Annotated in this window: 18 protein-coding genes and 2 tRNA genes; 9 read left to right on the top strand and 11 right to left on the bottom strand. The window is 67.1% G+C overall.

The features are described 5' to 3' along the window. Positions 1 to 115: 115 nt before the first annotated feature. Entirely contained in the window at positions 116 to 880 is a 765-nt protein-coding gene (gene tpiA, locus B5Y19_RS06895) for a triose-phosphate isomerase (protein ID WP_139384290.1), read from the bottom strand. Between the two features lie 191 nt (positions 881 to 1,071). Here tpiA and B5Y19_RS06900 point away from each other — a divergent pair, with 191 nt between their 5' ends. Beyond that, positions 1,072 to 2,985 carry a peptidylprolyl isomerase gene (locus tag B5Y19_RS06900; RefSeq protein ID WP_244555507.1) on the top strand — a complete coding sequence of 638 codons (1,914 nt, stop codon included), beginning with the start codon at positions 1,072 to 1,074 and terminating at the stop codon, positions 2,983 to 2,985. A 2-nt stretch (positions 2,986 to 2,987) separates the two neighbouring features. Then, complete coding sequence (gene trpE / locus B5Y19_RS06905) at positions 2,988 to 4,502, top strand: anthranilate synthase component I (protein ID WP_055726909.1); 1,515 nt, start codon at positions 2,988 to 2,990, stop codon at positions 4,500 to 4,502. Positions 4,503 to 4,576: 74 nt separating this feature from the next. On the opposite strand, the gene B5Y19_RS06910 is transcribed toward trpE, so the two are convergent. Further along, positions 4,577 to 5,152, bottom strand: coding sequence for a TIGR00645 family protein (locus tag B5Y19_RS06910; RefSeq protein ID WP_055726908.1), 576 nt, complete (start codon positions 5,150 to 5,152; stop codon positions 4,577 to 4,579). 244 nt (positions 5,153 to 5,396) lie between these two features. Here B5Y19_RS06910 and B5Y19_RS06915 point away from each other — a divergent pair, with 244 nt between their 5' ends. Next, entirely contained in the window at positions 5,397 to 5,864 is a 468-nt protein-coding gene (locus tag B5Y19_RS06915) for a BA14K family protein (protein WP_055726907.1), read from the top strand. Positions 5,865 to 5,999: 135 nt separating this feature from the next. After that, positions 6,000 to 6,779, top strand: coding sequence for an exodeoxyribonuclease III (gene xth / locus B5Y19_RS06920; protein WP_055726906.1), 780 nt, complete (start codon positions 6,000 to 6,002; stop codon positions 6,777 to 6,779). Positions 6,780 to 6,890: 111 nt separating this feature from the next. Here xth and B5Y19_RS06925 read toward each other — a convergent pair whose 3' ends face one another. The 5 genes from B5Y19_RS06925 to dps form a co-directional block, all read right to left on the bottom strand. Next, positions 6,891 to 7,745: a tetratricopeptide repeat protein gene (locus B5Y19_RS06925; RefSeq protein ID WP_055726905.1), complete on the bottom strand. Its 855-nt coding sequence runs from the start codon at positions 7,743 to 7,745 to the stop codon at positions 6,891 to 6,893. A gap of 82 nt (positions 7,746 to 7,827) precedes the next feature. After that, a complete protein-coding gene (ilvD, locus tag B5Y19_RS06930; RefSeq protein WP_055726904.1) occupies positions 7,828 to 9,558 on the bottom strand; it encodes a dihydroxy-acid dehydratase in 1,731 nt (576 codons plus the stop codon). A gap of 290 nt (positions 9,559 to 9,848) precedes the next feature. Continuing rightward, on the bottom strand, positions 9,849 to 10,430 hold the full coding sequence (locus tag B5Y19_RS06935; RefSeq protein WP_055726903.1) for a YqaA family protein: 582 nt from the start codon (positions 10,428 to 10,430) through the stop codon (positions 9,849 to 9,851). A gap of 387 nt (positions 10,431 to 10,817) precedes the next feature. Next, complete coding sequence (locus tag B5Y19_RS06940) at positions 10,818 to 13,637, bottom strand: valine--tRNA ligase (protein ID WP_055726902.1); 2,820 nt, start codon at positions 13,635 to 13,637, stop codon at positions 10,818 to 10,820. A 153-nt stretch (positions 13,638 to 13,790) separates the two neighbouring features. Beyond that, positions 13,791 to 14,306 carry a DNA starvation/stationary phase protection protein Dps gene (gene dps, locus B5Y19_RS06945; protein ID WP_055727040.1) on the bottom strand — a complete coding sequence of 172 codons (516 nt, stop codon included), beginning with the start codon at positions 14,304 to 14,306 and terminating at the stop codon, positions 13,791 to 13,793. 238 nt (positions 14,307 to 14,544) lie between these two features. Here dps and B5Y19_RS06950 point away from each other — a divergent pair, with 238 nt between their 5' ends. Further along, a complete protein-coding gene (locus tag B5Y19_RS06950; protein WP_055726901.1) occupies positions 14,545 to 15,030 on the top strand; it encodes a pyridoxamine 5'-phosphate oxidase family protein in 486 nt (161 codons plus the stop codon). A gap of 46 nt (positions 15,031 to 15,076) precedes the next feature. Further along, positions 15,077 to 15,325, top strand: a complete 249-nt coding sequence (locus B5Y19_RS06955; RefSeq protein WP_055726900.1) for a hypothetical protein — start codon at positions 15,077 to 15,079, stop codon at positions 15,323 to 15,325. A 16-nt stretch (positions 15,326 to 15,341) separates the two neighbouring features. On the opposite strand, the gene B5Y19_RS06960 is transcribed toward B5Y19_RS06955, so the two are convergent. The 4 genes from B5Y19_RS06960 to B5Y19_RS06975 form a co-directional block, all read right to left on the bottom strand. Further along, positions 15,342 to 15,929 carry a PopZ family protein gene (locus B5Y19_RS06960; protein WP_079591322.1) on the bottom strand — a complete coding sequence of 196 codons (588 nt, stop codon included), beginning with the start codon at positions 15,927 to 15,929 and terminating at the stop codon, positions 15,342 to 15,344. 186 nt (positions 15,930 to 16,115) lie between these two features. After that, positions 16,116 to 17,444: a TolC family outer membrane protein gene (locus B5Y19_RS06965; protein ID WP_244555508.1), complete on the bottom strand. Its 1,329-nt coding sequence runs from the start codon at positions 17,442 to 17,444 to the stop codon at positions 16,116 to 16,118. Between the two features lie 246 nt (positions 17,445 to 17,690). Beyond that, positions 17,691 to 18,332 carry a protein-L-isoaspartate O-methyltransferase family protein gene (locus tag B5Y19_RS06970; protein WP_055726898.1) on the bottom strand — a complete coding sequence of 214 codons (642 nt, stop codon included), beginning with the start codon at positions 18,330 to 18,332 and terminating at the stop codon, positions 17,691 to 17,693. A gap of 229 nt (positions 18,333 to 18,561) precedes the next feature. Beyond that, positions 18,562 to 18,636, bottom strand: a tRNA-Asn gene (locus B5Y19_RS06975). A 170-nt stretch (positions 18,637 to 18,806) separates the two neighbouring features. On the opposite strand from B5Y19_RS06975, the gene B5Y19_RS06980 reads away from it, so the two are divergent. From B5Y19_RS06980 to B5Y19_RS06990, 3 genes are all read left to right on the top strand, one after another. Then, positions 18,807 to 18,880: transfer RNA gene (locus B5Y19_RS06980), tRNA-Cys, on the top strand. 308 nt (positions 18,881 to 19,188) lie between these two features. Next, entirely contained in the window at positions 19,189 to 19,782 is a 594-nt protein-coding gene (locus tag B5Y19_RS06985; RefSeq protein WP_197282397.1) for a GrpB family protein, read from the top strand. Positions 19,783 to 20,103: 321 nt separating this feature from the next. Further along, positions 20,104 to 21,558 (top strand): cryptochrome/photolyase family protein, encoded by a 1,455-nt coding sequence (locus B5Y19_RS06990; protein ID WP_342060149.1) that lies wholly within the window; start codon positions 20,104 to 20,106, stop codon positions 21,556 to 21,558. Positions 21,559 to 21,560: the final 2 nt, after the last annotated feature.

A 21,560-nucleotide genomic window follows, 5' to 3' on the forward strand; every position in this document is an offset into this window, starting at 1 on the left:
CCGCTCCTCCTCGCAAATCGAGGCGAATTCGGCGGGGCACATAACACGCGCCCTGCCATAGCGCCACCCCTTCCGGGCGATCGATTCACCCGGTCGTCCACCGGGATCGTCGCGCTCAGCAGGCGCAGGCGCGCGCAATCGCGAGGAAATCCTCGGCCTTGAGGCTGGCACCGCCCACGAGAGCGCCGTCGACATGGGCGACATTCATCAGTTCGGCGGCGTTCGCCGGCTTGACCGAGCCGCCATAGAGCAGCCTGACGCCGGCGGCTTCCGCCTTGCCGAGCAGGCGGCCGAGTTCGGTGCGGATCGCCGCATGCATCTCGGCGACATCGGCGGCGGTCGGCGTCAGGCCGGTACCGATCGCCCAGACCGGCTCGTAGGCGACGACGAGCGTGGCCCCGGTCGAACCGTCCGGCACGGACCCGCGCAGCTGCTTCTTGACGATCGCCAGCGCCTTGCCGGCCTCGCGCTCGTCCCTGGTCTCGCCGACGCAGACGATCGGCACGAGCAGCGCCTTCTGCGCCGCCTCGGCCTTGGCCTTGACGGTGGCGTTCGTCTCGCCATGCAGCGTGCGGCGCTCGGAATGGCCGACGATGCAGAAGTCGGCGCCGGCATCGGCAAGCATCGCGGCCGAGGTCTCGCCGGTAAAGGCACCCGAATCCTGCGTGCTGCAATCCTGCCCGCCAGTGGCGATGCGCGCGCCGATCAGAGCTGCCGAGGCGGCGAACAGCAGGGTCGCGGGCGGGCAGATGGCGAGGTCGACGGCCTGCTTCAGGGCGGTGTCGTAGCCCTTCGCCGCCTGGGCCGCGATGGCCAGATCGGCCTTGAGCCCGTTCATCTTCCAGTTACCGGCCACCAGCGGCCTGATGCTGCGCGTCACGTCGATCCTCCGAAATTCAGCTTCCTGCGCTCTAGCAACGCCCGCCGGCTGCCGCAATCGCATGCGACCTCCCGGCCGGTTATGCCGGGGCGATTGCGGCTTTGGCCGCCGGTTCCTATAAGCAGCGCCGACAGATACGCGCGCGGGACGTATTTCCGCGCCACGAACGGGTTCAGGGAAAGACAGCTTCCATGATGATGCAGGGCATCCGCAAGGCGGGTCAGGGTTTCCTCGGGAAGCTCGTCATCGCCGTCATGTTCGGCTTCCTCATCATCTCCTTCGCGATCTGGGGCGTCGGCGACATCTTCCGCGGCTATGGCCGCAACGAGGTCGCCCGCATCGGCAAGACCGAGATCGGGCTCGAGCAGATGCGCACGGCCTATCAGAACGAGCTGCAGAACCTGATCCGCCAGCAGCGCCGCCAGATCTCGCCCGAGATGGCCCGCGCACTCGGCCTCGACCGCCAGGTGCTGTCGCGCATGATCAGCGAGGCGACGCTCGACCAGACGGCGCAGAGCATGCGGCTTGCCGTCTCGGACGAGACGATCCGCAACCTGATCTTCGACGACCCGAACTTCCGCGATGCTTCGGGTCAGTTCTCCTCGGCGCGCTTCAACGAGCTGCTGCGCTCGAACGGCTACACCGAGCAGAGCTATGTCGCGCTCCAGCGCGCGACGATCCTGCGCCAGCAGATCTCCGAGATGCTGGTCGGTGGCCTCACCGCGCCCCTGGCATTGCAGGAGATCGGCAACCGCCTGCGCAACGAGAAGCGCTCCGTCACCTTCGCGCGGATGCCGGCGAGCGCCGCCGGGGAGATCGCGGCGCCGACCGAGGACCAGCTCAAGAGCTTCTTCAACGACCGCAAGATCGCCTTCCGGGCGCCGGAATTCCGCACTGCGGACGTCCTCGCCATCTCGGCCGAGGCGCTGGCCGACCCGGCCAAGGTCACCGACGAGGAGGCCAAGGCGCGCTACGAGGCCGTCAAGGCGCAGCGCTTCACCTCCGCCGAGACGCGCACCGTCCAGCAGATCGCCTTCCCCAACGCCGAGGAGGCCCTGGCCGCCAAGGCCAAGATCGACGGCGGCGAGACCTTCGACGAGATCGCCACGGAACGGAACGTCGCCTTCAACGATCTGACGCTCGGCACCTTCACCCGCGAGCAGATGTTCGATCCCGCGGTGCGCGAGGCCGCCTTCGCGCTCGATGAAGGCAGCGTGAGCGCTCCGGTCACCGGCGCCTTCGGCACGGTTCTGCTGCGCGTGACCAAGGTCGACAGCGCGCATGTGCGCCCCTTCGAGGAGGTCGCGGCCGAGGTGAAGCAGGAGCTCGCGACCAGCCGCGCCGCCAGCCAGATCGCCGATCTGCACGACAAGATCGAGGACCAGCGCGCCTCCGCCAAGCCGCTCGCCGAGATCGCCAAGGAGTTCAACCTGAAGCTGCGCAGCGCCGGCCCGATGAGCGCGAACCGCACCAGGCCCGATGGCACGCAGGAGGAGGCCCTGCCCGGCGGCGACGCCACGGTGCAGGCGATCTTCCGCTCCGACATCGGCGTCGACAACGAGGCGATCCGCCTGCCGCGCGACACCGGCTATGTCTGGTTCGACGTCACCAAGATCGACCCGGCCCGCGAGCGCAGCTTCGACGAGGTCAAGGCCGAGGTCGAGACGCAGTGGCGCGCGGACGAGACCGCCGCCAAGCTCGCGGCCAAGGCGCGCGAGCTGGTCGAGCGGCTCGACAAGGGCGAGAGCTTCGACGCGGTCGCCGCCTCCGCCGGCCTCACCATCGAGACCGCTGCCGATCTCGGCCGGCAGGACCAGCGGCCCGAGCTGCCTGCCACCGTCGTCAGCCAGGTCTTCGGCACGGTCGCCGGCAAGAGCAACTCCGCGGCGGGCGCCGAGGGCGGACGCGTGCTGTTCAAGGTCGATTCGGCCACGGTCGCGCCCTATGTGCGCACGACGCAGGAAGCCGGCAATTTCGAGCGCCTGCTCTCCTCCAGCATCAGCGAGGACATCCTGCTGCAATATGTCGCCAAGCGGCAGGCCGAACTCGGCGTCAGCATCAACGAGGCCGCCTTCCGCAACGCCACGGGCGGAGCGCAGAATTGACGATGCAGCCACTCATGGAGTTCGAGCGCTTCGCGCAGATCTACGAGACGGGCGCCCCGCAGCTCCTGCGCCAGGTGCTGGTCGGCGATTGCGAGACGCCCGTCGCCGCCTTCCTGAAGCTCAGGCACGCGACCTCGGGGCCGGCCTTCCTGCTCGAATCGGTGGAGGGCGGCGCCGTGCGCGGCCGCTACTCGATGATCGGGCTCGAGCCCGACCTGATCTGGCGCTGCCATCACGGCCAGGCGTCGCTCTGCCGCCGCGCCCTCGGCGAGGCCTTCCTGCCCGATCCGCGCCCGGCCTTCGAGAGCCTGCGCGCGCTGCTCGAGGAGAGCGCCATCCCCGAGGCGGAGGGGCTGCCGCCCATGGCCTCGGGCGTCTTCGGCTATCTCGGCTACGACATGGTCCGACTCATGGAGCGCCTGCCGGAGCCGAAGGAGACCGGCACCGGCGTGCCCGACGCCATCCTGACGCGGCCGACGCTGATGGTGGTGTTCGATTCGGTGCGCGACGAGATCCATGTCGTGACCCCGGTGCGGCACATGCCCGGCGTCGGCGCCCGCCATGCCTATGAACGGGCGCAGGAGCGGCTGGAGGCCGTGGTGCAGGCGCTGGAAGGCGCCCTCCCCGCCGAGGCCGATATCGACATCGCCAACCTGCCGGAGCCGGCGACGACCTCGAACACCAGCGAGGCCGAGTATCTCGAGATGGTCGACAAGGCGAAGGAGTACATCCGCGCCGGCGACATCTTCCAGGTCGTGCTGTCGCAGCGCTTCGAGGCGCCCTTCGCCCTGCCGCCCTTCGCGCTCTACCGGTCGCTCCGGCGGATCAATCCGGCACCCTTCCTCTGCTATCTCGATTTCGGCGATTTCCAGATCGTCTGCTCGAGCCCGGAGATCCTGGTCCGGCTGCGCGACGACACCGTCACCATCCGCCCGATCGCCGGCACGCGCCGGCGCGGCGCGACCGAGGCCGAGGACAACGCCCTGGCCGAGGAGCTGCTTGCCGACCCGAAGGAACGCGCCGAGCACCTGATGCTGCTCGATCTCGGGCGCAACGATGTCGGCCGCGTCGCCGAGATCGGCACGGTGAAGGTGACCGATTCCTTCTTCATCGAGCGCTACAGCCAGGTCATGCACATCGTCTCGAATGTCGAGGGCAAGATCGACCCGAAGCACGATTCGCTCTCGGCGCTGATTGCCGGCTTCCCGGCCGGAACGGTGTCGGGCGCGCCGAAGGTCCGGGCGATGGAGATCATCGACGAGCTGGAGCGCGATGCGCGCGGCGCCTATGCCGGCTGCATCGGCTATTTCGGCGCCAATGGCGAGATGGATACCTGCATCGTGCTGCGCACGGCCGTGGTCAAGGACGGGCGCATGCATGTCCAGGCCGGCGCCGGCATCGTCTACGATTCGAACCCGGCCTCCGAGCAGGAGGAGTGCATCAACAAGGCCAAGGCCCTGTTCCGCGCCGCCGAGGAGGCGATCCGCTTCGCTGCCCGGACCGGGCGCGGCCAGTAGGCGTCTCGCACCGCTCCAAAGAAAAACGCCCCGCCGGCTCGGCGGGGCGTTTCTGTTTCAGCTTGCCGCCGCGTTCAGTGGCCCTTGCCGGCGGGCACCGTCATCCGGTCGACCCAGGCGATGCCGATAGCGGAGAAGATGAAGACGACGTGGATCAGGGTCTGCAGCAGGACGCCGGCCTCGGTGTAGTTCGCCGTCTTGCCGGCGATGCCGATATTGCCGGCCTCGATGAAGGTCCTGAGCAGATGGATCGACGAGATGCCGATGATCGCCATGGCGAGCTTGATCTTGAGCACGCTGGCGTTGACGTGGCTCAGCCATTCCGGCTGGTCGGGGTGGCCCTCGAGCCGAAGCCGCGAGACGAACGTCTCGTAGCCGCCGACGATGACCATGATCAGCAGGTTCGAGATCATCACCACGTCGATCAGCCCCAGCACGACGAGCATGATCTGCTGTTCGCTGAAGTCGAAGGCGTGGGAAACGAGGTGCCAGAGTTCCTTGAGGAAGAGGAAGACATAGACGCATTGCGCGACGATGAGGCCGATATAGAGCGGCAGCTGCAACCATCGCGAGCTGAAGATGAGCGCTGGCAGCGGCTTCATTGCGGCCAGCGCGGCGGCATGCTGGGGATGGTCGCCGGAATGCGACATGGTCGGTTCCTGATCCTTCGAATGAGCGTGTCGTTGTGAGGTGCAACGCTAGATGGCGAGGAAATCCCCTCCGCGCAAGCGGCCCGACGCAGCTTTCGAAAGCAATGCCGACACTATTGTGACGGCCCATTTATGCCGAGATTGGCCGTTAATCTTTCCCTGCGATCATCGGATCGCTACATTCGAATCCAATCGGGGGAACATGCGGAGTTCCGCTCGCGTAGGATAGCAGAGGAGTTTCGCCATGATCAGGACATTCGCCGTCGCCGCCGCCCTCGCGGGCAGCGCTGTCCTTGCCCTTCCCGCGACGGCAGCACCGCTCGCATCCGCCTCGCCCGCCATCGCCACGGCGACGGGCGGCAGCGACCTCGTCCAGACCGTGCAATGGCGCCGCTACGGCTATTACGGACCGGGCTACGGCTATTACCGCCGCGGCCCGGCCGTCGGCGCGGGCATCGCTGCCGGTATCGTCGGCGGTGCTCTGGCCGCCGGCGCGCTCGCCGCGCCGCCCCCGCCGCCGGTCTATGTCTATCCGGAGCCGGCGCCGGTCTATGTCGCTCCCCCGGTCTATGCCGCGCCCGTGCCGCGTGCCTATGGCTACAGCGTCCAGGACACCGACGCGGTGGCCTATTGCTCGAGCCGGTTCAGGAGCTACAACCCGGAAACCGGCACCTATATCGCCAAGGGTGGCGTGGTTCGCGCCTGCCCCTGACAGCAGCCGGCAGCGCGATCGGAGACAACGACTCCCCGCAAGCCATGCGGGGAGTTTTTTGTTCGCGGCCGAAACGGCTTGCCTTGCCGGCAACCGTGCCGCTTATCCTGCGGCTCGTCTGAAACGGAGCGTCTCGTGCGTATCGCCACCTGGAACGTCAACTCGGTCCGCCAGCGCCTCGGCCATCTGCTCGACTTCCTGAAGGAGGCCGAGCCGGACGCGCTCTGCCTGCAGGAGATCAAGTGCCTGGACGGCGACTTCCCCCGCGCCGAGATCGAGGCGGCGGGCTGGCAGGTCGAGACCCATGGCCAGAAGACCTTCAACGGCGTCGCGATCCTCAGCCGCTCGCGGCTGGAAGATGTCCGGCGCGGCCTGCCCGGCGACGATGGCGACGGGCAGGCGCGCTATCTGGAGGGCGTCCTGCCCTTCGGCAACGGCGTGGTGCGGCTCGCCTCGATCTACCTGCCGAACGGCAACCCGCCGAATACCGAGAAATACCCCTACAAGCTCGGCTGGATGCAGCGGCTGACGGCCCATGCCCGGATGCTGCTGGAGCAGGAGGAGCCGCTGGTTCTGGCTGGCGACTACAACGTCATCCCCGAACCGCGCGACGCTCGCGATCCGGCCGCCTGGGTCAGCGATGCGCTGTTCCTGCCGCAGACGCGCGCCGCCTTCCGCGGCCTCGTCAATCTCGGGCTGACCGAGGCGCTGCGCAGCACCACCGACGCCGGCGGGCTCTATACGTTCTGGGATTATCAGGCCGGCGCCTGGCAGCGGAACAACGGCATCCGCATCGACCATCTGCTGCTGTCGCCGCAGGCCGCAGACCGGCTCGCCGGCGTCAGGATCGCCAAGCATGTCCGAGGCTGGGACAAGCCCTCCGACCATGTACCGGTGATGGTCGAACTGCACTGACGCGCCCTCGCCTCCCGACAGGGGGGCGGCGAGGCACGGCACCGTGCCGGGCCATTCATTGTCCGAACCGAGAGGAAGGCCGGCGCCGCCTGCCGAAGCAGGCGCCCGCACTCAGCGCTGGCTGGCGCGCGCCGCGCCGGCGGGCTGCTGGCGCTCCACCAGTGCCAGGGCGGCAGTCCGATCCGCCGCGGAGGCCGCGGCAAAGGCCAGGTCGTGGCGTTCGATGATCCAGGCCTCGCGGCTGGGATCGGCGCCCTCGCGGGCCATGGCGAGCCACATCAAGCCGAGCACCGGCTGGCGCGGGACGCCTTCGCCGCCGCGGATGAGCATCTCGCCGAAGGCGGCGCGCGCCGGGGCGTGCCCCTTCTCGGCGGCCAGCTTCATCCAGCGCGCGGCCTGCCGCGCATCGCGATTGGTGCCCTGCCCCTTCATGTAGAGGCGGGCGAGATTGTACTGGCCGTCGGGATCTCCGAAATAGGAGGCGGCGTAGTGGAACATGTCGAAGGCGCGATCGGCGTTGGGCTTGACGTAGCTGCCCTTGATCCCGTCGGCGAAGTAGTTGCCGAGCGCCACGAAGGCGCTGCCGACCAGCCGCGCATCGGCCGTGCCGGGGATGGCGTCGGCATTCTCGTCCGCGATCTTCGAGAAATACTCGAAGGCCTTGAGATCGTTCGTCGGAACGCCCTCGCCGCCGGCATACATCCGCCCGAGCTTGTACTGTGCGGTCAGGTGCCCATGCGAAGCGGCGTATTCGAGCGCGCGCACGGCGCCGACCTGATCGCCGGCCGAGGAATCGCGCATCCAGGCCCGCAGCGCGTCTCGTGCGCTGCTGAACGGAACAAGCGGCAGGGCCGAATGCGCCGTCGGCGTGTTCGGGGCGGGCGCGAGAGTGGCTGCACCGGAATCGGGCGGAATCGCCTCCTCCGGCTCCGGCAGCGGCGCGACGGGAATCGAACGCGGCGGCATCAGAGGCCTTCCGCCTGCGGCATCCTGCGCCCAGGCGGTCTGCTGACCACCGAGCAACAGGAACAGGCATGCTATGGTCGAACTAGAGATCCGCATAGCAATGGGTCTCGGCCGCCCCTCCTGGGTGTGTGACGGCGCCGCCTTTGGCGGAGCCGACCGTCTGCGCGTATTTCCAGAGCGCTCCGGAATTGTAGTCGGTCTTCCTCGGCTTCCAGGCCTTACGACGCTCTTGAAGTTCGGCATCAGAAAGGCGGACTGCGAGCTTTCCTGTGATGGCGTCGAGCTCGATGATATCGCCGTCGCGGATGAGGCCGATCGGCCCGCCGACGGCCGCTTCGGGCCCGACATGGCCGACGCAGAAACCACGCGTCGCGCCCGAGAATCGGCCGTCGGTGATGAGCGCCACCTTGTCGCCCATGCCCTGGCCGTAGAGCGCGGCGGTCGTCGCCAGCATCTCGCGCATGCCGGGGCCGCCCTTCGGGCCCTCATAGCGGATGACGAGGACGTCGCCTTCCTTGTAGCTGCGCTCGGTGACCGCCTTGAAGGCGTCCTCCTCGCAGTCGAAGCAGCGGGCGGGGCCCGTGAAGACGAGCTTGTCCTCGGGCATGCCGGCGATCTTCACGATCGCGCCCTCGGGCGCGAGATTGCCCTGCAGGCCGACGACGCCTCCGGTCGCGGTGATCGGCTTGTCGGCGCGATAGACCACGTCCTGCTGGTCGTTCCACTTCACCGAGGCCATGTTCTCGGCGATCGTCCGGCCGGTGACGGTCATGCAGTCGCCGTGGAGATAGCCGGCATCGAGCAGGCTCTTCATCACCAGCGGGATGCCGCCGACCTCGAACATGTCCTTGGCGACGTATTTTCCGCCCGGCTTCAGATCGGCGATATAGGGCGTCTTCTTGAAGATCTCGGCGACCTCGAACAGGTCGAAGTCGATACCGCATTCATGCGCGATCGCCGGCAGGTGCAGCGCGCCATTGGTCGAGCCGCCGGTCGCGGCGACGACCATCGCGGCGTTCTCCAGCGCCTTGCGGGTGACGATGTCGCGCGGGCGCAGGTTCCGCGCGATCAGCTCCATCACCATCTCGCCGGCGGTGTAGCAGAAGGTGTCGCGGACGTCGTAAGGCGCCGGCGCGCCGCAGCTATAGGGCAGCGCCAGGCCGATCGCCTCGGCGACCGTCGCCATGGTGTTGGCGGTGAACTGGGCGCCGCAGGATCCCGCCGACGGGCAGGCCGCCTCCTCGAGTTCCTGCAGGTCCTCGTCGGACATCGCACCGACCGAATGCTTGCCGACGGCCTCGAAGACGTCCTGCACCGTGACCGGGCGGCCCTTGAAGGTGCCGGGCAGGATCGAGCCGCCATAGATGAAGATCGAAGGCACGTTGAGGCGGACCATCGCCATCATCATGCCGGGCAGCGACTTGTCGCAGCCGGCGAGGCCGACGAGCCCGTCATAGCAATGGCCGCGCATGGTCAGCTCGACCGAGTCGGCGATGACCTCGCGCGAAGCCAGCGACGACTTCATGCCCTGGTGGCCCATGGCGATGCCGTCGGTGACGGTGATGGTGCAGAATTCGCGGGGCGTGCCGCTCGCCGAGGCGACGCCCTTCTTCACGGCCTGGGCCTGGCGCATCAGCGAGATGTTGCAGGGAGCGGCCTCGTTCCAGCAGGAGGCGACGCCGACGAAGGGCTGCGCGATCTGCTTCGCAGTCATGCCCATCGCGTAATAATAGGAGCGGTGCGGGGCCTTGGCCGGGCCGACGCTCACATGGCGGCTCGGCAGCCTCGACTTGTCGAACACACGCGCATCCATCGCCACTCGTCCCGTCCCCCGGTCAGCACGGCGCAGAGATGTGCCACGCCGCGCCCGCCGGGAGCAATCTATGCCCCGAAACCCCGTCTGCAGCCCGGAACCGCTTCCGAAGCTACGCGTTTAGTTCCAATTTGAATATATCTCAGGGACTTAACGCCCTGTTTTGCTGGGCGTCGTTTGTGGCGGCTTCGCGGCGATTGCGGCGGGAGAGACAGTGCTGGGCACCGATCTCATCCGGGTGTTGCGCCGATGTCACAAAGTTTCGAACGGCCTGTGACGCAGAGGCCGTTTCAGAGCACCATGGGCAGGACGAAGAAGCCGCCGACGATGATCGCCAGAAGCGACAGCGCCGCCATCGGCAGGTGCTTCTCGATGAAGATGCGAATGTCGTCGCCGTAGAAGCGCAAGGCCACCGCGATCGCCAGGAAGAAGGTCGCGCGCGACACCACCATGCCGACGGTGAACTTCCACAGGTCGAAGTGCAGGAAGCCCGACATGATCGTGACGATCTTGAACGGGATCGGCGTCAGGCCCTTGGTGACCAGCACCCAGAACCAGTAATCCTGCGAGCTCGCGATCAGATGGGCCGCCTTGTCCTGCAGGCCGTAGATACCGATCAGCCAGGCCCCGACCGACTCATAGAGCAGCGCGCCGATGGCATAGCCGAGATAGCCGCCCGTCACCGCGCCGAGCGAACAGATTCCGGCATAGAACCAGGCGCGATCCGGCCGCGCGATGCACATCGGAATCAGCAACGGGATCGGCGGCAGCGGACTGACCGAGCTTTCCACGAAGGTGATGGCGAAGAGCAGCCAGGGGGCAGCCGGATGGGAGGCGTACGAAACGCACCAGTCATAGGCTCGCTTGAGCATGGGTTCTGAACAGCCGGTCCTTGTGCCGCCACGCATTCTGCATGGCGGGTTTGCGTCGAACGCATCTAAGCGGGGTCCGCAAGAGAATGCCAGTCCTCTCTTGGATGAACGTCAATTTGACGACGACAGCGTGACCGGATTGCGTCGCTCCTGCCCGGCGGGGAACCACAGCGTCATTCCGGGATTTCGCGTCAGCGAAGAGCCCGGAAGCCATAAACACGACGCTGTTCCAGTTCCGTCATGCTTGCCCTCGTGGCAAGCTTCCACGTCTTGAACACCGCATTGCATCAACGAAGGCGTGAATGGTCGGGACAAGCCCGACCATGACGCGGTGCCGTGTTCGCAGGGCTCGGGTCTTGCGGCCCGAGCACGCAATGACGAGAAACGTCACGCCAGCCGCGCCAGGGCCTCCGCGATCTTGAGCTTGCGCGCCTCGGCGGCCGCCTTGCGCTCGCGGTTCTCCTCGACGATCTCCTCCGGCGCGCGCGCCATGAAATCGGGGTTTCCGAGCTTCTTCTCGACGACCACGATGTCCTGGTCGAGCTTGGCGAGTTCCTTGGTCAGGCGCGAGCGCTCGGCGTCGAGATCGATCAGGCCGGCGAGCGGCAGCGCCGCGACCTCGCCGCGCACGATGATCTGGGCGGACTGGGCCGGCGCTGCAGCCTCGAAGGCGATGTCGGAGACGCGTGCCAGACGCTCGATCATCGGCCGCCAGCTCTCGATCGTCGCCCGGGTCGCCGCCGAGGCGTTGACGAGGACGAGCGGCGCCTGCGTGCCGGCAGGAACGTTCACCTCGGAGCGGACCGAGCGGATGTCCGAGATCAGATCGACGACGAAGCCGATCTCGGCCTCGGCCGCCTCGTCCTTCAGGGCGGAAAGATCGGGCCAGCGGGTGAGGCAGACCATGGCGGCATCGCCGGCGGCGAGCTTGCGGGGCGCGCCGGCCTCGGCCTTCTGCGCCCAGAGCTCCTCGGTCAGGAACGGCATGAACGGGTGCAGGAGCTGGCAGATCAGGTCGATGACGTAGGCGACCGTCGCCTGCGTCTCGGCCTTCGCCGCCGCATCGACGCTCTCGCCCTGCAGCATCGGCTTGGCGAGCTCGAGATACCAGTCGCAGAACTGGTTCCAGACGAAGCGGTAGGCCGCGCCCGCCGCCTCGTTGAACTTGAAGCTCGGGATGCCGGCGGCGACTTCCTCGGCCGCCTGCGCCGCCTCGCTGAGGATCCAGCGGTTGAGCGGCTGCCTGACCGCGGTCGGATCGAAGCCTTCCGCCCGGGCGCAGCCGTTGAGTTCGGCGAAGCGCGCGGCGTTCCAGATCTTGGTCGCGAAGTTGCGGTAGCCCTCGACGCGCGAGGTCGCGAGCTTGATGTCGCGGCCCTGCGCCGCCATCGCCGCGAAGGTAAAGCGCAGCGCGTCCGCTCCATAGGTGTCGACGAGCGTCAGCGGGTCGATGACGTTGCCCTTCGACTTCGACATCTTCGCGCCCTTCTCGTCGCGAACCATCGCGTGAAGGTAGACGTCGCGGAACGGCACCTCGTCCATGAAGTTGAGGCCCATCATCATCATCCGGGCGACCCAGAAGAAGATGATGTCGAAGCCCGTGACCAGCGTCGCCGTCGGATAGTAGCGCTTGAGCTCGGGCGTCTCTTCCGGCCAGCCCAGGGTCGAAAACGGCCAGAGCGCCGAAGAGAACCAGGTGTCGAGCACGTCCTCGTCACGCTTCAGCGCGACGGTGTCGCCGTAATGCGCCATCGCCAGCGTCTGCGCCTCTGCTTCCGACTCGGCGACGAAGACCTCGCCATCCGGCCCGAACCAGGCCGGGATCTGGTGGCCCCACCAGAGCTGGCGCGAGACGCACCAGGGCTCGATATTCTCCAGCCAGTCGTAATAGATCTTCGTCCAGTTCTCCGGCGTGATCTTGGTGCGGCCGTCACGGACCGCCTTGATCGAACGCTCGGCCAGCGGTTTGACGTCGACATACCACTGGTCGGTCAGCCAGGGCTCGATGACGACGTCGGAACGGTCGCCATGCGGCACGGTGTGGGCGTGCGGCTCGACCTTCGCGAGCAGGCCGCGGGCGGCCATCATCTCGACGACGCGGCGGCGTGCGGCGAAGCGATCGGCACCGTCGAGGGCCATCGTCTCGGCCTCGGGCGTCGCACCTGCCAGGAACTCCTCGTTCCCGGCGAGGAGGATACGCGCCTCGCCATCGAGGATGTTGACGACGTCGAGCTGGTGGCGCTTGCCGACCTCGAAGTCGTTGAAATCATGCGCCGGCGTGATCTTGACCGCGCCGGTGCCCTTCTCGGGATCGGCATAGTCGTCGCCGAAGATCGGGATGACGCGGCCGACCAGCGGCAGCACGGCGTTGCGGCCGATCAGGTGACCGATCGCCTCGTTCTCGGGATGAACCGCGACGCCGGTATCGCCCAGCATCGTCTCGGGGCGCGTCGTCGCGACCGTGATGAAGGTCGAAGCGTCGTCCGCATCGTAGGCCACGCCTTCGAGCGGGTAGTTGAAATAATAGAGATGGCCGTTCGGGTCGCGGTTCAGCGCCTTGTCGAGCTTGGCTGCGTCGAAAGCCTCCTCGCCGCCGCGCTGCCATTTGAACGAGCCGTTCTTCTCGAGCTGCAGCACCTCGATGTCGGAGATCGCCGTCTGGAATTTCGGATCCCAGTTCACCAGCCGCTTGGCGCGGTAGACCAGCCCCTGCTTGTGCAGGCCGACGAAGACCTTGAGGACGGCGGCCGACAGCCCCTCATCCATGGTGAAACGCTCGCGCGACCAGTCGCAGGAGGCGCCGAGGCGGCGCAGCTGATTGACGATCGTGCCGCCCGACTCCGCCTTCCACTTCCAGACCTCGGCGAGGAAGGCCTCGCGGCCCATGCTACGCCGGTCGGTACGGTTCTCGGCAGCGAGCTTGCGCTCGACCACCATCTGCGTCGCGATGCCGGCATGGTCGGTGCCGGGCTGCCAGAGCACGTCCTTGCCGCGCATGCGCTCGAAGCGGCAGAGCACGTCCTGCAGCGTGTTGTTGAGCGCGTGGCCCATATGCAGCGAACCGGTGACGTTCGGCGGCGGGATCACGATGCAATAGGGCTCCGCCCCGGGGGCGGCGCCCCTGCCCGCCTTGAAGGCTTCGGCCTCGTCCCAGGCCTTGCTGATCCGGGCCTCGACGGCTGCCGGCTCGAAAGTCTTGTCCATCATCGCATCGCTCGAACGCAGAAAGGCCGGGGGAACCTGCCCCGGCCGGAGGATCACAGGTCGAAAAAGGTCTCTGGCGTCTTAAGAGCGCATGCGCAGGCCGCACGTCAACGTTTTCGATGACGCGTCCGCCCGGCCGCTCGCGAAACAGCCGCCCTAGCCGAGGTTCGACTGCAGGAACCAGAGCGACTTGTCGAGCATCCGCGAATAGGCGGTCAGGATGTCGGCGGTGTCGGCATCGCCGGCCTCGTCGCAGGCGTCGATCGCCTCGCGGACCTTGTTGCCGGCATCGGCATAGCGCTCGACCAGAGCCTCGAGATGGTCCGTCACCGCGACGATCTCGGTCGGATAGGCCTTGAGCGAAGTGCTCTGCGCCGTGGTCTGCGTCGTGCCGAGCGCGATGCCGCCGAGCTGGGCGATGCGTTCCGCCATGGTGTCGACATTGACGTCGAGCTCGTCGCGGAAGCCGTCGAGCATCAGATGGACGCCGATGAAGCCCGGGCCCTTGAGGTTCCAATGCGCCTGCTTGGTCAGGAGCGACAGGTCGATGCCGTCGGCCAGGCGCTCGTTGAGCAGGCCGATCACCTTGGTCTTCGTGTTCGAGGCCAGATCGATCCGGCTGGATTTCACGACTTTCCCGGTGGTCGAGGTCTTGGGCGCGCTGCGTGGCATCTTCGGCGCGCTGCGCGGCGCGGTCTTGGCGGCGGTCCTGGCCATGGCAAATCCCCGGAGAGAAGGAGTGTCGAAGCGGCATGGCAATGCCGATGCGCGGAGGCCTCCGCGCCACCTTCATACGCGCGAGCCGCCGCAGAGTTCCGCCGCAGTGCCTCGCCACCGGCACGACAAGGAACCTGCCGCCCTCCCTGCCGTTGGATCAACAGATCGAGCATCCGGCAAAAGAGAGGGAAACATGTCTCATCACAGCGACCAGAAGCGCGTCTGGGACCTGATCGATTCGATCAAGTTCGCGATGCTCGTGACCCATGACGGCCAGGGCGACGAGTTGCGGGCGCGGCCGATGCATGCCCATGGCCGGCGGGAGGAGGATGCGATCTACTTCCTGACCGATCGCCGCCACGACAAGGACGACGAGATCCAGATCAACGACAATGTCTGCCTCGCCTTCGCCGATACGGGCGGCCAGCGCTACCTGTCGGTCACCGGGACGGCGACCGTGCTCGACGACCGCGATCGCGTGCACGCGCTCTGGGAGGTCGGCAACGAGGCCTTCTGGGACGGCGAGGACGACCCGAACATCCGCGTCCTGCGCGTGCGCCCGAGCTCCGCCGAGTTCTGGGACAGCCCGGGCAAGATCGTCACCAGCGTCAAGATGGCAGCAGCGGCCCTGACCGGCAGCAAACCGAAGCTCGGGGAGAACCGCAAGGTCGCGCTCTGAGGGCGCCGATATCGCAAACCGTCACGCCACAGAACAGGATACGAAGATGAAACTCCTCGTCCACGCCCTTGGGGCCTGGTTCGCCGTCGAGGCCGCTTCCGGCCGCTACCCGAGGCCGATCGCCGTCGGCCTGACGATGCTGGTGTCGCGGCTCGGCGCGCCGGCCACGGTCCTCGCGCTGGCGGGCTATGGACTGAAGCGCCTGCAGGAGGGTGGCGCCTTCGAAACCCGCCCGGCGCGCATCCGCCGGCGGCCGCGCCGGACGGCCGAGGACGCCCGGACGGAGCGAGGGTGAGGCCGGATCGACTGTTCTAGCTGCGGCCGCCGCGGGCGACGCGCTCGATCTCGGCGCGCACCAGCCGCTCGACCATGGTCGGCAGGTTGTCGTCGAGCCAGGTCTTCAGCATCGGCTTGAGCATGTCCTTGACCAGGTCCTCGAGCGTGCGCGCATTGTTGCTGAGCACGGTGCTGGCGAGCTGCCCGAAGGCATTGGTCACGGCGGAGCTGGCCTGGTCCGACAGCAGGCTGGCCATGTCGACCGGTGGCATCTGCGGCGGCGGGGCCGCGGCAGCGGCCGGCTGTTCGGCCATCACGGGCTCGGGCGGCGCAGCCGCCACCTCCGGCTCGTCGAGGAAGGCGACATCGGAATCGTCCTGTTCCTCGGCCGGCGGGGGGGCGGGCTCGGGAGCAGGTGCGGCCGGCGGAGCGGCAACCAGCGCAGCCTCGGCCCCGAGGTCGAGGACGTCGTCGTCGAGCGCGGCGGCTTGCGCAGGCTCGGCCTCTTCCTGAGCGTCAGGCGCAGCTTCGCCCGGCTTCGCCTCGTCATCCGAGATGATCCGGCGGATAGAGGCGAGAATCTCCTCCATCGACGGTTCGTTGGGCTTGGCTTGCGCGCTCATGAAGGCCTGACCGTTGGATACCGCGCGCGCCGACGGAATCAACGCCGCTGCACAGCGGAGTATTCCATGACTTTCCAGCGGCACAAGGCGAGCCGGCGCTATCCCACAAGAGAAATCGGCGCTGTGGCCCGGCTGCGCCGGGCAGGCGTCCGGCGCGCGTCGATGCGCGCCGGCGCGGCCGGCGGCTCAGCGGCCGTCAGGCGTCTGCGTGCCCCACCACAGGTCCTTGACCTGCTCGTAGTGCTGGCGGGCATCGTAGTTCTCGGCCTTGAGCTTCAGCGTCCGCGACGAGAGCTTGCCGACCGCCGACAGCACGGCATAGGAGGCGACGACGCGGTCGCGCTGGGCCGTCACCAGGGTCGAGCGGGCGATGACCAGCTCCTGCTGCGCGTTGAGGACGTCGAGGGTGGTGCGCTGGCCGACCTTGGCCTCCTCGCGAACGCCGGCGAGAGCCGTGGAAGCGGCTTCGACCTGCGACTGGGCGGCGGAGATCTGCGCCTTGGCGGCCTCGAGCCCGCCCCAGGCGGAGACCACGGCGGCGCGGACGGTGTCGCGCTGCGTATCCACCTCGATGCGGCGCTGCCCGGCGGTTTCCTTGGCCTGGCGCGTACGGGAATAGACCTGCCCGCCTTCATAGATCGGGATGGTCAGGCTGCCGACGATGCTGGCCGAAAGGCGATTATCGCCCGAGAAGGTCGAATCGTAGCGCTGCTGCACGACGCCGGCGACGCTGAAGGTCGGATACAGGTCCGCCTCGGTGACCTTGACCTGGAGCTCGGCGGCATCGACGCCATGCAGCGAGGCGATGATCGCCGGATGATTGGCGAGCGCCTGGTTGAGCGCGAGCGGCAGCGACTTCGGCAGCAGGCCCTCCACCGGACGGCTGGGCGTGAGCTTGCGCGGCTCGACGCCGATGTTCTGCCGGAAGCGCGCCACCGAGGTCTTCAGATTCGATTCGGCCAGGATCGCCTGGGAGCGCGCCGAGGACAGGCGGGCCTCGGCCTGCGCCACGTCGGTGCGCGTCACCTCGCCGACCTGAAACCGGTCGCGCGTCTGGCGCAGCTGCTCCTCCAGAACCTCGACGTTGTTGCGGTTGAGGTTGAGGATCGCCGTGTCGCGCAGCACGTTCATGTAGGAGGTCGCGGCGTCGAGCAGGACGTTCTGCTCGGTGTTCTGCAGCGTCGCCCGGGCGCCGAGCACCTGCGATTCGGACTGGCTTATCGAATTGCGGGTCCTGCCCGAGTCGAAAATGTTCTGGGTGATCTGGACGCCGGCGCCGCGCGGCGCGAGGCGGTTGGTCGTGGTGCTGCGAAAGGGCGAGCTTGAGGCGCCGGCCGGGACAGCGGAATCGATGATGCTGGCGCCGATGTCGGCCGAAGCCGTGATCCGCGGCCGGTAGCCTGACTTCGCCTGAGGAACGTTCTCGTCGGTCGCCCGCACGAAGGCGCGCTGGGCGTTGAGTGTCGGATTGCCCGAATAGGCGCGCGCCAGCGCCGAATCCATGGTCTGGGCCAAGCCCGGCCCGGCCCAGCCGCCTGCCAAAGCGAAAGCGATGATGGCAGAAAGCCCGAAACCGGAAGTCTTATCGTATCGTCTTTTCACCGGACGCCTCATGTGCGCACTGAAGTCGCGCCCAGGCATCGCCCCAGCCTCGGCATAAGTTCTAATCTCATACCCTTCCCGGGGCTTCCAGCCAACGCGTTGACGGCCTCCGGGACGGTTTCCATGCGAACCTGCCGTAAAAATGCGACACCTCCCTGCTTAAAACACGAATGCCGGCGGACGGCTGAACTCCGTGAGAATCGGGGCAGCAGCGTCGAAAACCGGCCGTCCAGCGACCGCATCCGCCGACTTTCGGTAAAGTTTGACCCGTGCCGAACGCCCGGCGCCCTCGACCACGATCAGGCGCCCCTCGCCGCGCAAGAGAGAAAAAAGATTCTGCGGCGTGGTCTCGCAGGCACCGCTGACGAGAATCGCATCGAAGGACGCGGCTGCCGGTTGCGCCGAGGCGATCGCGACGCCTTGCACCCCGGCGCGCGCGAGCGCCGCCTGGGCCAGGGCCCGCGCCGCCTCGTCGGGCTCCCAGAGGGTGACCGTAGCGCCCATATGAGCCATCAGCGCCGCGCCATAACCGGTGCCGCCGGCATATTCGAGGGCCGCGTCCCCGGGCTGCAGATCCAGAAGCTGAATCATGCGCGCGATCACCATCGGCGTCATCAACGCCCGGCCGGTGCCCGGCAGCGCGATCGACCGGTCGAGATAGGCCAGATGGGCGAGGTCCGCCGGAACGAAATCTTCGCGCGGCACCGAATCCGCGGCCGCCAGCACGGCGCGGTCCGTGACGTCATAGGTGCGCAACTGGCAATCGACCATGTTGCGGCGCAGCGAGGTGAAATCGTCCATACCCTGAACTCTCCGTCCGCGGCGCCGACGCAGCCCGAGGCCGGAGCGGCTCCAAAGCCACCCGGACCGGCTGCAGCGATGCGCCGTTCATGGCAGCTTTCTGTTCGACGCCGCGGCAAAAGGCAAGCGGCGTGCAACTGCGGCGGCTGCCTTGAAGGCTGCTACGAACGCGCTACCAGAGCCAATTTTAGGAGGGAAAGCAGATGCTTCATAAACGCCGATGGCGTCGTGGCTCCCGGAGCAGGATTCGAACCTGCGACCAATCGATTAACAGTCGATTGCTCTACCGCTGAGCTATCCGGGAACAACGTGGCGGCGTCATAGCGGGGCGTTCCCGGCAGCGCAACCCCCTTGCTCGCCCGTCGAGCAGATTTGTAGCCGACAGCTGTGGACGGCACGATGCCCGCTTGCGGCGGCGTGCGGCTTGTGGTTAGTGCGCTCTCGCTGAAGCGGCCGACGCCGCTTTCGCCGGAAGGCCTCGTGGCGGAGTGGTTACGCAGAGGACTGCAAATCCTTGCACCCCGGTTCGATTCCGGGCGAGGCCTCCAAATAAATCCCATAAATAGCTGATATTGCTCAGTAATTACTCATTCTCGTTTTGCCGGGAACTCCATCCCCTATTCCGCGGGACAAGCTACTGGCCGAATCCACTGCCCTGACGCCGCGTTGACGCGGCATGCCCCCCGGTCCGCAATGGGTCGGAAGCGGACTTCACGGCAAGCTCTATGCAATCCGCGCAAGCCCAATCTCTGATGCGGTCGTTCAGTCAGGCCGATGACCTCGATAAGTTGATGGCGGCGACCGAAGCCGGCCTCGGCGCTTATTCGGTGGTAGTTTTTCAGGCATGGATTTGAACATGGAACGCTGGCCGACTGACGCCTCAATTGTCTCGTTCGAGGAAGGCAACCCTGACGAAAACCCTTGGATCAACGGCAAACCGCAGAAGGAAGAGATCAAGGTCGAGACGTATAATCCGCGTTGGGCTGAGCAGTATGAAATTCGCAAGGCAGAGATCAACGCAGCCGTTCCCGGCAGGCTGGGGATCGAGCACGTTGGCTCCACGGCAGTGCCAGGTCTTCCTGCCAAGCCGGTCATCGATATCGATCTCATCGTTCCGGATCCCGAACTTGAGGGAGAGTACGTCCCGGTTTTGCAGGGGCTCGGCTACGAGCTGACCATCAGGGAGCGCTCGTGGTACCAGCATCGAATGTTGCGCCGCGAGGAGCCGCGCGTGAACCTGCATGTGTTCGGCCCCGCCTGCCCGGAGCACGCACGACATATCCTGTTCCGTGACTGGCTACGCGAACAGCCAGCGGACAGGAAGCGTTACGCAGAAGCAAAGATGCTGGCGAAGGATGGAGTGACCACTGCCCACGACTATAATCGACGCAAGCAGGATGTGGTGCTCGATATCTATCAGGAGATATTCAAGAGCCGAGGTTGGATCTGAGAGCGTTACCCGACCCTGTCCTTACCTCGGAATGCAACTGGCCCCGCTGGCTCGCCGGCAGGGCTCTTTCTTGTTTCGCAACGTCTGAACTTGGTCGATAGCGGACTTCAAAAATTTCCGGGACAATCTCTCCAGGAAACCCCGTAAAGCGATGGTCGTCGACGGGACGAAGGTGCCGGTTAAGTCATTGGGACTTCTGGATTCACAGGCCTCGGGCGAGGCCTCCAAAAAATTCTTCCCATTCCTGATACCGTTCCGCTCCGTGCCGCGTTCCTGTCGGCGCGGCCCGCGACAATCCCCGCGCCGCGCGGATGAGGAATGATGGCCGAACGCACCCTGCACTGGTTGAGGAACGATCTGCGGCTGGCGGACAACCCCGCCCTGAGCGCGGCGGCGCAAGCCGGGCCCGTCCTTTGCCTCTATATTCTCGACACGAATCCCGCCCGCCGCCCGCTCGGCGGCGCGTCGCGCTGGTGGCTTTCGCGCTCGCTTCGGGCTCTCGGCGAGGCCCTGGCGCAGAAAGCTGGTCGCCTCCTGCTGCTGGAAGGCGACCCGGCCGAGCTGATTCCGCGCATCGCGAGCATGGCGGGAATCGGGCTGGTCACCTGGAATCGGCGCTACGAGGCCGAGGCGATCGCCCTCGACCGCAAGCTCAAGGAAGAATTATCCGGGGGCGGAATCGACGTCCGCAGCTTCAACAGCCACCTCCTGAACGAGCCCTGGCAGGTCGCCACGACGACCGGGCAGCCGATGAAGGTGTTCACGCCCTATTGGCGCGCCGCTCTGCGCAAGGGCGAGCCGGCGGCCCCGATTCCCGCACCAGCGCGAATCGAGGCGCTTCCCCTGCCCGATTCCCTCGAAGCGCTCGCCGTTTCGCTGTCGGATCTCGGGCTCCAGCCGCGGAAGCCCGACTGGACGGCTGGCATGCGGGCGGAATGGGAGCCGGGAGAACGAGGCGCCGCGACGCGGCTCGGCGATTTCCTGGGCGGCGCCCTGGCCGGCTATGCCGATGGCCGCGACCGGCCGGACCGAGAATCGACGTCGCGGCTTTCCCCGCATCTGCGCTTCGGCGAGATCGGCCCGCGCCAGATCTGGCACGCGCTGCACCAGGCGCGGGCAACCGGCGAGGCGGCGGGCTCGGCACAGGATGCGGAGAAATTCCTGTCCGAGATCGGCTGGCGCGAATTCTCCTACCACCTGCTGTTCCACAATCCCGAGCTGGCGACGCGCAACCACGATGAGCGCTTCGATCGCTTTCCCTGGCAACCCGATCCGGCCGCGCTGCGTCGCTGGCAGCGCGGAGAGACCGGCATTCCCCTGGTCGATGCCGGCATGCGCGAACTCTGGGCGACCGGCTGGATGCACAACCGCGTCCGGATGGTGGCCGCCTCCTTCCTGATCAAGCATCTGTTGCAGGACTGGCGCGCCGGCGAAGCCTGGTTCTGGGACACCCTCGTCGATGCCGATCCGGCCAACAACGCCGCGAGCTGGCAATGGGTGGCCGGGTCGGGCGCCGACGCCTCGCCCTATTTCCGGATCTTCAACCCGGCGACACAGGGCGAAACCCATGACCCGTATGGCGCCTATGTCGGCAAATGGGTGCCGGAGCTGGCCGGGCTCTCCGGCCAGGATATCCACCAGCCGTGGAAGGCGTCCGAAAAGGCGCGGCGCGAGGCCGGCGTGCGAATCGGCGAGACCTACCCTGCCCCGCTCGTCGACCTCGCGTTCGGGCGGCAGCGCGCGCTCGAGGCCTTCGCCGCGATCCGCAGCGGCTGACC

The organism is Allobosea thiooxidans, from assembly GCF_900168195.1.
Classification (GTDB): domain Bacteria; phylum Pseudomonadota; class Alphaproteobacteria; order Rhizobiales; family Beijerinckiaceae; genus Allobosea; species Allobosea thiooxidans.